The following is a 14,128-nucleotide window of genomic DNA, read 5'->3' as shown; positions in this document are numbered from 1 at the left end:
TTATTTCAACAAATCAAAAATAGGTTGCAACTGTGCACGCTTACGTTTGTACGAAGCTTGATTGACTACCAAACGGGCACTGATATCGGCAATGGGCTCAACTTCCACCAAGCCGTTCGCTTTGAGCGTATTTCCGGTAGAGACTAAGTCCACAATGGCATCGGCCAAACCTACCAAAGGTGCAAGCTCCATGGAGCCATAGAGCTGAATCGTATCGATATGTACACCTTTATTAGCAAAGTGCTCGCGCGCGCAATTGACATATTTGGTTGCGACTTTTAAACGAGAGCCTTGCTTGACAGCCGCAGCGTAATCAAACCCTTCTCGAACCGCAACGGACATGCGGCACTTAGCAATATTCAAATCAAAAGGCACATATAAACCATCCGTGCCTTTTTCCATCAATACGTCTAAACCTGCAACACCAAAATCAGCACCGCCAAATTGAACATAGGTTGGCACATCCGAGGCACGCACAATAATCAAACGAACATCTGGATTAGATGTCTCAATAATGAGTTTTCGAGACTTCTCAGGATCCTCTTTCGGCACAATACCGACCTTAGATAGGATCTCTGCGGTTTCTTCGAAGATGCGGCCCTTAGAGAGGGCTAAAGTCAATTTCATGACTCAATTATCTCTCAGCCTTACTTGATGCGCTCGATCTTGGCACCCAGGAGGGTCAACTTTTGCTCCATACGGTCATATCCGCGGTCTAAGTGATAAATCCGATCCACCTGGGTTTCACCTTGAGCGGCCAGCCCAGCAATGACTAAGCTGGCAGAAGCGCGCAGGTCAGTTGCCATGACAATCGCGCCCGAGAGCTTATCTACACCTTGTGCAATGGCAGTATTCCCTTCAATCGCAATATCAGCACCTAAGCGATTGAGCTCTTGAACGTGCATAAAGCGATTCTCAAAAATAGTTTCGGTAATCATTGCACTGCCACTAGCCACTGCATTTACAGCCATCAATTGGGCCTGCATATCCGTTGGAAATGCTGGGTACTCTGAGGTACGGAAACTCACTGCCTTTGGGCGCTCATGCATAGAGGCTTTGATCCAATCAGGGCCCACTTCCATTTGCAAGCCAGCTTCTTTGAGCTTGACCATCACCGCATCTAAAGTGTCGGGACGACAGTGCTTTACTAGCACTTCACCGCCAACAGCAGCTACAGCACAAAGAAAGGTACCTGCCTCAATCCGATCTGAAATCACAGAGTGCTCGGCACCATGAAGTTTCTCAACCCCTTCAATCACCAAGCGATCGCTGCCAATGCCCGAAATTTTGGCGCCCATTTTCACGAGCAATTCTGCTAAATCGCCTACCTCAGGTTCACGTGCAGCGTTTTCTAAAATAGTTGTGCCAGATGCCAATGTGGCAGCCATCAATAAATTTTCTGTACCGGTCACGGTAATCATGTCGGTCAAAATCGAAGCACCCTTGAGGCGATCGGTTTGTGGCTTTGTTTCGGCTTGGATATAACCACTCTTAATTTTAATATTGGCACCCATGGCCTTTAGGCCCTTGATGTGCTGATCAACTGGTCTTGCGCCAATTGCACAACCGCCTGGCAATGAAACCTTGGCGCTATGCATTCTAGCCAATAGAGGGCCAAGCACCAAGATAGAGGCGCGCATGGTTTTCACCATCTCATAGGTAGCTTCTGAACTCTTAATCACGGCGGCATTGAGAACTACATGATTGCGATCGCTAGCATTGGGAAAACTCACAACCACGCCAATTTCCTGTAGAAGCTTGAGCATTGTGCGCACATCTTGCAGGTCTGGAAGATTGCGCAAAACTACTGGTTGATCGGTCAAGAGACAAGCACACAAAATGGGTAGGGCAGCGTTCTTTGCACCAGCGATAACGACCTCACCCTTGAGTGGGGTTCCGCCAACCATTCGTAATTTATCCATGAAACGATTCCAGTAAAAACTTTTTAATGTGATTTAAATCTTGCTGTTATGCGCCTGAGTTCTGAGCAAATTCTTCGGGCGTAAATGCCTTGATAGATAAAGCATGAACTTCCGCCTTCATACGATCACCCATCGCACCGTAAACCAATTGATGGCGCTGTACGAGACGCTTGCCATCAAACTCTGGACTGACAATCGTTGCAAAGAAATGCTGTCCATCACCCTCTACCTCAATATGGGTACAGTTAATTCCCTGCTTGATATAGCCCTCAATTTGCTCGGGGGTTGGCAACATACTTCTCTCCTAATAAGACTAGATAGTGCAAATCATTAGTGCCGCAGCTTATAGCCCTTTTGCAATAGGCGTAAAGCAATAGCTGAAACAATTACAAAGAAACAGAGCACGATTGCAAGGCTGCTCCACGGGGACGCATCAGAAACCCCAAAGAAGCCATAACGGAAACCGTCAATCATGTAAAAGAATGGGTTGAAATGCGATACAACTTGCCAGGCAGGAGGCAAAGAGTGAATCGAATAAAAGACTCCCGATAACATTGTGGCAGGCATCACGATGAAGTTTTGGAAAGCAGCCAACTGATCATATTTATCTGCCCAGATACCCGCTATTAATCCCAAGCTACCGAGTATGGCAGCGCCTAAAAAGGCAAACGCCAAAATCCAAAGTGGGTACTCTAAGGCCGGCATTCCGAACCAAAGGGTAATTAAAAATACGCCCAGGCCAACAACGATGCCGCGAAAGACTGCAGCCAAAATATAGGCTGCATAAAACTCAACATGACTTAATGGAGCAAGCAATACAAACACCAGATTGCCAGTGACTTTTGACTGAATGAGTGACGAAGAGGTATTTGCAAATGCGTTTTGTAATACGCTCATCATGACCAAGCCTGGGATGAGGAAGGCCGTATAGCTCAAGCGCCCATATACTTCCCGACCCTCCAATACATGGCCAAAAATCATCAGATAAAGGACGGCCGTTAAGACGGGGGCTGCAACCGTCTGAAAGGCCACCTTATAGAAACGCTTCACCTCTTTTAATAAGAGTGTTGGAAAGCCACTGCCATATTCAAGTGTGGACTTATTCAGAGCTTTACTTGTAGCTTTGCTCACAGTCCACCCCCAGACATAATGTTGACAAACACCTCTTCTAAATCAGTCTTGCCTTCGCCATCTTTTTTCACTGAACCATAACGACTGAGCAGATTGGCGGTGGTATCTAGTGCAACAATCTTGCCCTGCTTGAGCATCGCAATACGCTGACACAATGCTTCGGCCTCTTCTAAGTAATGGGTAGTCAACACAATCGTGTGGCCATCTTGATTGAGTCTGCTAATGAATTGCCACAAAGACTGACGCAACTCGACATCAACGCCAGCGGTTGGCTCATCTAAAATAATAACAGGCGGACGATGCACTAAAGCTTGGGCAACCAATACCCGACGCTTCATCCCACCAGACAAAGAGCGCATATTGCTATCCGCTTTTGAAGTGAGATCTAGATTAGCCATGATCTCGTCAATCCAAGCATCGTTATTGCGAATGCCGAAGTAGCCCGACTGAAATTGCAAGGTCTCACGAACAGTAAAGAAGGGGTCGAAGACCAGCTCTTGTGGAACAACGCCCAACATGCGACGTGCATCACGGAATGAGTTTTGAACATCTGCACCTAAGATAGCAGCATGTCCCCTATCGGCCCTGACCAAACCAGCCAAGATAGAGATCAGCGTGGTCTTACCAGCCCCATTGGGACCTAGAAGTCCAAAAAATTCACCTGGCTCAATAGCTAATGAAACATCATTAAGGGCTTGCAGGGCTCCATAATGCTTTGAAATATTTTTAATTGAAATTGCTGAGTGCATGCGCTTATAAACCCAGCAATGCGGAGACGCCATAGACGTTAGCTAGTACTTTGAGTTTATCTGGGGAATGCTCAATAGATAAGACTTTTCCATCTGCCTGTAACTTTTTTTGCCAAGCCAATAAAATAGTCAACACGGTAGAGTCAAAATCTTTAAGCGCAGAGCAATCTACTGTTTGCAACGTGGCAGCATTTAACAAACCCTCTTTGTGCAACTGAAGAGCATTTTCTTGTGTAACTGTCTTAGGTAAAAGAAAGGGCATGGTCTAAAGGCTTAAATTAATTTGCTGGTTTAGCAGTAGCCAATTGCTTATTACGGTCTTGTAAGAATTTTACGAGGCCCTCAACACCATTTTGACTTATCTGATTAGCGAACTGATTGCGATAAGCTTCTACCAACCAAACACCCATGATGTTCATGTCGTAAACCTTCCAGCCCTTATCAGTACTCTCCAGGCGGTAATCTAGGGGGACTGGATCGCCGCGACCAAGCACGACAGTTTTCACAATCACTTCTTTGTCATCGGGCGCAGCTCGTAAGGCTTTAAATTGCAGAGTTTGATCACGCAACTGACTTAATGCACCAGAGTAAGTGCGAATCAGCAGATTCTTAAATTCAGAAGTGAGCTGAGCCTGTTGTTCGGGGGTCGCTTTTTTCCAATTCGGGCCCATAGCCATTTCGGTAGTACGGCGCATATCGGTATAAGGAACAATTTTCTTGTCGACCAAGTCGACGATTTTAGGAATATTTCCCTTTTGAATTTCTGGATCCGCTTTCACGGAGGCCATTACGTCTGTAACAACCATTTTGATCAAAGCGTCTGGCGGGGTAGATTGATCAGGCACTTGAGCAAACAAGGCGCTGGAAAACAGAAACAGACCCATTGCTAGGTATTTAGAAATCGTTTTGCAACTTGTCATATGTCCGTCCGCTTTTATTTACTACATTGATTTCAACTGAGAGCTAATTTTAGCCCTCTAAGCCTTACTCATAGCCATTCTCATAAGCTGGCATCAAAGGCTCTTCATCATTATGACCCTCATTAATTTGATACGCACGCCTTTGAATATAAGCATCACGCATAAAACTGTACTTATCGATGGCGGCACCATCTAATAAGTCACCCGCTTCGTAATAAGTATTACGTGTATTGACTACACGTAAGCCAGTAATACTATTTCGGAGGGCAACGTCGGGCAGCAACCTAAATAAGTAATCAGACTCCAAGTCGGCAACCGTACCAAAGGAATCGCGCACATTGCTAGGGCCAAAGAAAGGTAGCACCACATATGGCCCTGCAGGCACGCCCCACACGCCAAGTGTTTGACCCCAATCCTCTTTGTGCTTTTCAAGGCCGCCTGGCGTTGCTAGATCTAGGAAACCACCCAAACCCATGGTGGTATTCACAACCACTCGCATGAAGTCATTAAATGCAAAGTCTGGCTTGCCCTGTAACAAGTTATACAAAGCGGTATAGATATCGTTGTAGTTACTAAAGAAGTTGTAAATGCCTTCGCGGACAAACTCGGGCAACACAAACCGATATCCCGCCACTACTGGCTTCAGTAAATAAGCATCTAAACCTTCATTGAACTCAAATACTGAGCGATTGAATGGCTCCCACGGATCATTAGGGGAGCGCTCAACCCCTGCAGGAATAGACGCGCAGCCCACTAACGCAACAGCCACACAAAGCAAGATGCATTGCTTCATCTTGCCAATGAAATTGACTGCAAAAAACATTATTTTGCTGCGCCTTTTTCTTGACCGCTATCAGCCGCCTTGTTATACAAGAACTGACTAATTAAATTTTCAAGAACAATGGCAGACTGGGTTTGAGAAATCTTTTCACCATTGGTCAACATCTCGTCCGAACCACCAGCCTCTAGGCCAATGTACTGTTCACCCAATAAGCCTGAAGTCAAAATCTTTGCAGATGAATCTTTAGGGAACTTATAAGAATCCTCAATAGTCATCACTACTGTGGCTTGATACGTTTTGTCATCAAAAGAAATGTTGGCAATACGTCCAACCACTACGCCTGCACTCTTTACCGGAGCTCGGGGCTTCAACCCACCAATATTGTCAAAGCGCGCAGAAATTTTGTAGGTTGGCGCAAAAGACACGGCGTTCATATTGCCAACCTTCAATGCAAGAAATAATGCTGCCAACAAACCTATGGCAACAAAAATTCCTACCCAGATATCAATTGCACTTTTTCTCATAAGAGCCTCAGTTTATTCTTTCTAATTCGAGAACATCATTGCGGTTAGCAGGAAATCTAAGGCTAATACCGACAAAGAAGAAATCACCACAGTACGTGTAGTTGCCTGTGATACCCCTTCAGGCGTTGGTTTGGCTTCATAACCTTGATAGAGAGCAATAAAAGTCACCGCCACACCGAAAACTACGCTTTTTATTAGGCCATTACCGATATCAGAAAACAGATCGACGCCACCTTGCATTTGAGACCAAAAAGCCCCGGAATCGACTCCAATTAAGGGGACTCCGACAAAGTAGCCACCCATGACGCCTACTGCCGTAAAAATCGTTGCCAAAATTGGCATGGAAATAATGCCGGCCCAAAGTCGAGGAGCAATCACGCGACTCAGTGGGTCTACAGCCATCATCTCCATAGCGCTTAGCTGCTCACCAGCCTTCATCAGGCCAATTTCTGCAGTCAAAGAAGTGCCGGCACGACCCGCAAACAACAAGGCGGTAATGACCGGGCCTAATTCACGAGTAAGAGATAAAGCAACCAAGAGACCTAAAGCTTGTTCTGAGCCATAACGATTTAAGGTGTAGTAACCCTGCAGCCCCAAAACAAATCCAACAAACAAACCAGAGACCGCAATAATCACAAAAGAGTGATTGCCTACAAATAAAATTTGATCCATGACCAAGCGCGGTCTTTTTAGCAAAAAACCTGAGCGCCAAATAACCGCAGCAAACATACGTGCAGCAAGACCAAGGCTAGCTAAATTGCGGCGAATAAAAAATCCAAGGTCGCCCAATAAATCTAATAACTTGTGAAGCGCAGTCATTAAGCTCTCACTCCAAAATCTTCTTCCAAGCTTTGACCTGGGTAATTGAATGGCACAGGACCATCTGGGGCAGCATCTAAAAACTGTCTTACGAAAGGATCAGTAGAGCGACTCAGCTCTTCAGGAGTGCCTTGTGCGCCAATCTTTCCATTTGCAATGAAATACACGTAATCCGCGATTTCAAATGTTTCCTCGACATCGTGAGTCACCAATAAACTCGTGGCTCCCAAGGCGTTATTCAGATCACGAATCAACCTTGCAGTAATTCCTAATGAGATTGGGTCTAGACCAGCAAAGGGCTCGTCGTACATGATGAGAGGAGGGTCTAGTGCAATCGCTCTAGCCAAGGCAACACGTCTTGCCATGCCGCCAGAAATTTGTGAAGGCGTTAAATCACGTGCACCACGCAAGCCTACAGCATTCAATTTCATAAGTACGAGTGAGCGCAAAAGCTCTTCGCTCAAATGAGTATGTTCACGCAATGGGAATGCAACGTTTTCAAAAACGCTCAAGTCAGTAAATAAAGCACCGAACTGAAAAAGCATGCCCATGCGACGCCGAGCGGCCATCAATTGTTCGCCGCTCATCTTGCCAATATCTTGGCCCTCGAATAAGACTTGTCCCGCTTGAGCAGTAAATTGACCGCCGATTAAACGCAGGATAGTTGTTTTTCCACAGCCAGATCCACCCATCACCGCAACTACTTGACCGCGACGAAACTCCATATTGAGTCCCGACAAAATTTGTCGCTCACCAGGCGCATAGGAAAAGGTGACGTCTTTGATAGAGACGACAACTTCACCTAGGGGTTTTTGGACATCCAATGAGCTTGGCTGAGGACTATTCATATCCCCGATATTATCGGGGTAAAACAGATGACCCCATTAAATACTGGTCTACTGCTTGGGCGCATTGGCGACCTTCACGAATTGCCCAAACCACCAAAGACTGTCCACGACGCACATCACCTGCTGCAAACACCTTAGGAACATTGGTTTGGTAGGCATTCTGACCCTCAACAGTAGCTTTAGCATTGCCCCGTGCATCTTTTTCAACTCCAAAGGCACTCAGCATTTGCTGAACTGGGGATACAAAGCCCATAGCCAAGAGCACCAAATCTGCCTTGATCTCAAATTCAGAATTAGGGACTTCCGCCATCTTGCCGTCTTTCCACTCCAAACGAACGCCGATTAGCTTCTCAACTTTGCCATTTTTGCCTTCAAAACGCTTGGTTCCAACAGACCAGTCGCGATCACAACCTTCTTCATGTGAAGAGGAAGTACGCAACTTTGTTGGCCAATAAGGCCAAACCAAAGGTTTGTTTTCTACTTCTGGTGGCTGTGGGAGCAATTCAAACTGGGTAATCTTGGTAGCACCATGACGGTTTGAGGTGCCTACGCAATCAGAGCCTGTATCACCACCACCAATTACAACAACATGCTTATCTGTTGCGCGAATTTCATTTTTGAAATCGCCAGCATTTTCTTTGTTTTGTGGAATTAAAAATTCCAATGCAAAATGCACGCCCGCCAACTCACGGCCCGGAACAGGTAAATCACGTGGCTGCTCTGCACCGCCAGTAACTACTACCGCATCAAAATCTTTCATCAACTGTTCTGGCGCAACGGTTTTGGTGGAGTAATTTTTTACTTCAGGACCAAAAGCTTCTTTACCAACAAAAACGCCCGTTTCAAATTTCACACCTTCTGCTTGCATTTGCTCAACCCGGCGGTCGATCAACCACTTTTCCATCTTGAAATCAGGAATGCCGTAGCGGAGTAATCCGCCAACGCGATCGTTCTTTTCAAATACAGTCACATCGTGACCAACGCGAGCCAATTGCTGTGCAGCTGCCATGCCTGCTGGGCCACCACCAACTACTGCTACTTTTTTCCCAGTCTTAGTCTTGGATGGTTGCGGCTTAACCCAGCCATTTTCCCATCCCTTATCAATGATGGCGTGCTCAATGGACTTAATGCCAACCGCTTCACTATTAATACCTAAAGTACAAGCAGCCTCACAAGGAGCAGGGCAAATCCGGCCGGTGAATTCTGGGAAGTTATTGGTCGATTGCAAAACATCCAATGCATTCTTCCAGTCACTATGAAATACCAAATCATTAAAGTCGGGGATGATGTTGTTTACTGGGCAACCGCTATTACAAAACGGGATACCGCAATCCATGCAACGTGCACCTTGAACCTTGGCCTCTTCATCAGTTAAAACGGCAACGAACTCTTTGTAATGATGGAGGCGTTTAACTGGCACTTCGTATGTTTCATCGACGCGCTCAAACTCCATAAATCCAGTGACCTTACCCATATCTAATCCTTAGTATCTTTTCTTAATGTCTTTATTAATTAAGCAGCAACAGTTTTGTTTTGAGCTTTTTCCCACAACTCACCGAGTGCACGTTTGTACTCAGTTGGAAGCACCTTCACAAAATGACCGCGGGCATTTTCCCAGTCAGCCAAAATTGCCTTAGCGCGCTCAGAGCCGGTATGACGGAAGTGCCGCTCAATCAAGCCCTTTAAGATTTGCTCATCCGTTAAACGCTCGCCACCATCTTTTACATCGACAGGGGCATGCCATTGAGACTGCGGCATCTTGGCAACCTGTTCAGAAGAAGGCAATACTTTTTCCAAGCTTGCCATCGTCGTATTGCAACGCTTGTCGAACAAGCCATCCTCGTCATAAACATAAGCAATACCGCCGCTCATGCCTGCTGCAAAGTTGCGGCCTGTAGCACCCAAGACAACAACAGTTCCACCAGTCATGTATTCACAACCATGGTCGCCAGTGCCCTCTACAACAGTAGTTGCGCCAGAATTACGAACCGCGAAACGTTCGCCAGCTACGCCATTAAAGAATGCTTCACCAGCAATCGCACCATAGAGAACGGTATTGCCAACAATAATGTTCTTAGCCGTATCACCACGGAACTCGTGTGGGGCACGAACAATAACGCGGCCGCCCGATAAACCTTTGCCAACGTAGTCATTACCATCACCCACCAAATCCAAGGTGATGCCGCGTGCCAAGAAGGCAGCAAAGCTTTGGCCAGCCGTACCATTCAACTGAATATGAATGGTGTCATCGGGCAAACCTGCATGACCATAACGTTGAGCAACTTCACCTGAAAGCATTGCGCCGACAGTACGGTTGACGTTTTTCACAGGAACAATAAAGGAGACTTTTTCACCACGCTCTAATGCAGGCTCACTCTTCTCAATCAAAATATTGTCGAGTGCGCTAGCTAGGCCATGATCTTGTGTCAAGACTTGATAACGTGGAACTTCAGCGGCAACTTCTGGCTCAGCAAAGATCTTACTGAAATCCAAGCCATGAACTTTCCAATTTTCAATCCCTTTACGGGTATCTAACAAATCAACGCGTCCAATTAAGTCATCAAACTTACGAATACCTAATTGCGCCATGAGTTCGCGGGCTTCTTCAGCAATAAAGAAGAAGAAGTTCACAACATGCTCTGGCTTGCCAGAAAATTTCTTACGCAGTTCTGGGTCTTGGGTAGCTACGCCAACTGGGCAAGTGTTCAAATGACACTTACGCATCATGATGCAACCCTCAACCACTAGTGGGGCGGTTGCAAAACCAAACTCATCTGCACCCAACAAAGCGCCGATCACGACGTCACGGCCGGTTTTCATTTGGCCGTCAGCCTGAACTCGAATACGGCTACGCAGGCCATTGAGGACCAATGTCTGCTGTGTTTCAGCCAAACCAAGCTCCCATGGGGATCCAGCGTGCTTGATAGAAGAAAGCGGGGATGCGCCAGTACCGCCATCATGTCCAGCGATCACCACATGGTCTGCTTTTGCTTTTGCGACACCAGCAGCAACCGTACCAACACCGACTTCAGAAACCAATTTCACAGAAACGTCAGCTTTTGGATTGACGTTCTTGAGGTCATGAATCAACTGAGCAATGTCTTCAATCGAGTAAATATCATGGTGCGGAGGAGGTGAAATCAAACCTACGCCTGGAACTGAGAAGCGTAACTTACCAATGTAGTCAGAAACCTTGCCACCAGGCAATTGACCGCCTTCACCAGGCTTAGCACCTTGCGCCATCTTGATCTGAATCTGATCAGCAGAGCGCAAATACTCTGTTGTTACACCAAAACGGCCAGAGGCAACCTGCTTAATCTTGGATCGTAATGAGTCCCCATCTTGCAATGGAATATTAGCCTCGACTACATCGCTACCCAAGATGCTGGCTAAAGTCTCACCCTTCTTGATTGGAATGCCTTTGAGCTCATTCACATAACGATTTGGATCTTCGCCACCTTCACCAGTATTTGATTTGCCGCCAATACGATTCATTGCAATCGCTAAAGTGGCATGAGCCTCAGTAGAGATGGAACCCAAAGACATCGCGCCAGTAGCAAAACGCTTGACGATTTCTTTTGCAGATTCAACCTCATCCAATGGAATTGCCTTGGCCGGATCGATCTTAAATTCGAACAAACCACGCAAAGTCATTTGACGCTTGGTTTGATCATTGATGATGTTTGCGTACTCTTTATAAGTCTGATAGCCCTTATCAGCACCGATACGCGTGGAATGCTGAAGCTTCGCAATCGTGTCTGGAGTCCACATATGATTCTCGCCACGAATACGGAATGCATATTCACCGCCAGCATCGAGCATATTAGTTAAGACTGGGTCATTGCTAAATGCAGCTGTATGCATACGCAATGCTTCTTCAGCCACTTCAAACACGCCAATACCGCCCACATTTGATGGAGTGCCCTTGAAGTATTGGTCAATGATGTCGTGATTTAAACCAATTGCTTCAAAAATCTGCGAACCGGTGTAGGACATGTAAGTGGAAATGCCCATTTTGGACATGACTTTTTGCAGACCCTTACCAACGGCTTTAACAAAGTTTTTCACTGCTTTTTCAGCAGATAAATCGCCTGACAATCCTTTGGCCATTTCCGCCAAAGTTTCCATCGCGAGGTATGGATGAACGGCTTCTGCGCCGTAACCTGCCAAGAGTGCAAAGTGATGAGTCTCACGAGCACTGCCGGTCTCAACTACTAATCCAACGCTGGTGCGCAACCCTTTTTGCACCAAGTGTTGATGAATTGCTGAAGTAGCTAGCAATGCAGGAATTGCTACATGATTCTCATCAACTTGACGATCGCTCACGATCAAGATGTTGTAACCAGAACGAACTGCATCAGCAGCCTCAGCGCACAAAGAAGCTAAGCGCGCTTCAATACCGGCCTTGCCCCATGATGCTGGATAGCAGATATCTAACTCATAAGAGCGGAACTTGCCGTTGGTGTAGTGGCCAATATGACGAATCTTAGTCATGTCATCAAAATCCAAAATTGGCTGACTTACTTCCAGACGCATTGGTGGATTGATGTTATTGGTATCTAACAAGTTCGGCTTAGGTCCAATGAATGAAACCAAGGACATCACCATGTTTTCACGAATTGGATCAATCGGAGGATTGGTCACTTGAGCAAACAACTGCTTGAAGTAGTTATAAAGCGGCTTATTCTTGTTGGAAAGAACTGCCAACGGACTATCGTTGCCCATTGAGCCAATCGCCTCTTCACCATTCATGGCCATTGGAGCCATCAAGAATTTAATGTCTTCCTGGGTATAACCAAACGCTTGTTGGCGATCTAACAATTTTGCTACTGGGCGAATATTGGTTTTCTCATCGATCAAGTCCGCTTTGCTAGCGTCGACTTCATCCAACTTCACGCGCACTGCATCAATCCAGCTCTTATATGGCTTGGCCTTAGATACAGCATTCTTGAGCTCAACGTCGTCAATGATGCGGCCTTGCTCCATATCAATCATGAACATCTTGCCTGGCTGCAAACGCCATTTTTGAACAATCTTGCTCTCAGGAATTGGCAATACACCAGCCTCTGAGCCCATAATGACAAGGTCATCATCGGTAACGTAATAACGCGCTGGACGCAAACCGTTACGGTCTAAGGTAGCGCCAATTTGGCGACCGTCTGTAAATGCCATAGCAGCTGGACCATCCCATGGCTCCATCATTGCTGCATGATATTCATAGAAAGCGCGGCGATTGTCATCCATCAATGCATGCTGTTCCCATGCCTCAGGAATCATCATCATCATTGCTTGGGCTAGCGGATAACCCGCCATTACTAATAACTCTAAACAGTTATCAAAACAGGCAGTGTCTGACTGACCTGGATAAATCAATGGCCACAGTTTTTGTAAATCATCTCCAAGTACTGGAGAGCTAATTGCACCTTCACGAGCATTCACCCAATTCACGTTGCCTTTAACAGTGTTGATCTCACCGTTGTGCGCAATCATTCGATATGGGTGAGCTAATTCCCAAGCTGGGAATGTGTTGGTGGAGAATCGTTGGTGCACTAAAGCAAGGGCGGACACAGTGCGCTTATCTTGCAAATCTTGGTAATAAGCACCTACCTGGTTCGCTAACAGCAAACCCTTGTAGACAATGGTTCTAGCAGACATCGAGGCAACGAAATATTCTTTGCCATGCTTGAGATGCAAATCTTGAATTGCATGACTTGCTGTCTTACGAATCACATACAACTTGCGCTCCAGCGCATCGGTTGTCATGATGTCGCGCCCACGGCCGATAAAAATCTGGCGAATGAATGGCTCTGTCATTTGTACTGTCGGAGACATTGGCAATTTCACATCTACCGGAACATCTCTCCAACCCAAAACAACTTGACCTTCTAAACGTACGGTGCGCTCTAATTCTTGTTCGCAAGCCAAACGTGAAGCATGCTCTTTTGGCAAGAAAATCATACCAACGCCATATTCACCCAATGGTGGCAATGTGATTCCTTGCTTGGCCATTTCTTCGCGATACAAAGTATCGGGGATCTGAATCAAAATTCCAGCGCCGTCACCCATCAGTGGATCGGCACCAACGGCACCCCGGTGATCTAGGTTCTCTAGGATCTTCAATCCTTGAGAAACGATCTCGTGAGATTTCTTACCCTTGATATGCGCAACGAATCCTACGCCGCAAGCGTCATGCTCATTACGTGGGTCATATAGACCTTGAGCGATAGGGCGAAGATCTGAATTTAATTGTGTAGTCATAGTATTTCCGAGGGGCAACAAAGGCCCGATAACTTTTGGAAGATCAAATATAGGTGAATACCCATACCGTTGCAATAGAAATAAAATGAGTCTGTCCCATTTATTTAACAGTCGCACCAAATTGAATTTTGAAATTGGGGACAGAGTCATTGTATACAGCACTCTGAATAAAGCTA

General features: G+C 46.1%; 13 protein-coding genes. All 13 read right to left on the bottom strand.

Annotated features, from left to right (window positions below):
- The 13 genes from hisG to A9236_RS05690 all read right to left on the bottom strand — a co-directional run bounded on the left by hisG (position 1) and on the right by A9236_RS05690 (position 13,952).
- Positions 1–627 carry an ATP phosphoribosyltransferase gene (gene hisG / locus A9236_RS05750; protein ID WP_071464476.1) on the bottom strand — a complete coding sequence of 209 codons (627 nt, stop codon included), beginning with the start codon at positions 625–627 and terminating at the stop codon, positions 1–3.
- Positions 628–647: 20 nt separating this feature from the next.
- Positions 648–1,922, bottom strand: a complete 1,275-nt coding sequence (murA, locus tag A9236_RS05745; RefSeq protein WP_071464475.1) for a UDP-N-acetylglucosamine 1-carboxyvinyltransferase — start codon at positions 1,920–1,922, stop codon at positions 648–650.
- A gap of 46 nt (positions 1,923–1,968) precedes the next feature.
- Positions 1,969–2,217: a BolA family protein gene (locus A9236_RS05740; protein WP_071464474.1), complete on the bottom strand. Its 249-nt coding sequence runs from the start codon at positions 2,215–2,217 to the stop codon at positions 1,969–1,971.
- A gap of 35 nt (positions 2,218–2,252) precedes the next feature.
- Positions 2,253–3,053, bottom strand: coding sequence for an ABC transporter permease (locus A9236_RS05735; protein ID WP_071464473.1), 801 nt, complete (start codon positions 3,051–3,053; stop codon positions 2,253–2,255).
- Positions 3,050–3,802 (bottom strand): ABC transporter ATP-binding protein, encoded by a 753-nt coding sequence (locus A9236_RS05730; RefSeq protein ID WP_071464472.1) that lies wholly within the window; start codon positions 3,800–3,802, stop codon positions 3,050–3,052. Before A9236_RS05730 ends, A9236_RS05735 begins: the two co-directional genes overlap by 4 nt.
- 4 nt (positions 3,803–3,806) lie before the next feature.
- Complete coding sequence (locus A9236_RS05725) at positions 3,807–4,064, bottom strand: lipid asymmetry maintenance protein MlaB (protein ID WP_071464471.1); 258 nt, start codon at positions 4,062–4,064, stop codon at positions 3,807–3,809.
- Positions 4,065–4,080: 16 nt separating this feature from the next.
- Entirely contained in the window at positions 4,081–4,722 is a 642-nt protein-coding gene (locus A9236_RS05720) for a phospholipid-binding protein MlaC (protein ID WP_071464470.1), read from the bottom strand.
- 64 nt (positions 4,723–4,786) lie between these two features.
- Entirely contained in the window at positions 4,787–5,545 is a 759-nt protein-coding gene (locus A9236_RS05715; RefSeq protein WP_071464469.1) for a VacJ family lipoprotein, read from the bottom strand.
- Positions 5,545–6,027, bottom strand: coding sequence for an outer membrane lipid asymmetry maintenance protein MlaD (mlaD, locus tag A9236_RS05710; RefSeq protein ID WP_071464468.1), 483 nt, complete (start codon positions 6,025–6,027; stop codon positions 5,545–5,547). Before mlaD ends, A9236_RS05715 begins: the two co-directional genes overlap by 1 nt.
- A gap of 21 nt (positions 6,028–6,048) precedes the next feature.
- Complete coding sequence (gene mlaE, locus A9236_RS05705; RefSeq protein WP_071464467.1) at positions 6,049–6,846, bottom strand: lipid asymmetry maintenance ABC transporter permease subunit MlaE; 798 nt, start codon at positions 6,844–6,846, stop codon at positions 6,049–6,051.
- Positions 6,846–7,694, bottom strand: coding sequence for an ABC transporter ATP-binding protein (locus A9236_RS05700; RefSeq protein WP_071464466.1), 849 nt, complete (start codon positions 7,692–7,694; stop codon positions 6,846–6,848). Before A9236_RS05700 ends, mlaE begins: the two co-directional genes overlap by 1 nt.
- 10 nt (positions 7,695–7,704) lie before the next feature.
- Complete coding sequence (locus A9236_RS05695) at positions 7,705–9,168, bottom strand: glutamate synthase subunit beta (RefSeq protein WP_071464465.1); 1,464 nt, start codon at positions 9,166–9,168, stop codon at positions 7,705–7,707.
- A 38-nt stretch (positions 9,169–9,206) separates the two neighbouring features.
- A complete protein-coding gene (locus tag A9236_RS05690) occupies positions 9,207–13,952 on the bottom strand; it encodes a glutamate synthase-related protein (RefSeq protein WP_071464464.1) in 4,746 nt (1,581 codons plus the stop codon).
- Positions 13,953–14,128 lie beyond the last annotated feature (176 nt).

The sequence above is a fragment of the Polynucleobacter sp. QLW-P1DATA-2 genome, assembly GCF_001870365.1.
In the GTDB taxonomy this organism is placed as follows: domain Bacteria; phylum Pseudomonadota; class Gammaproteobacteria; order Burkholderiales; family Burkholderiaceae; genus Polynucleobacter.
The sequence above is the reverse complement of the archived record's forward strand: the minus strand, read 5'-3'. Positions and strand labels throughout refer to the sequence as shown.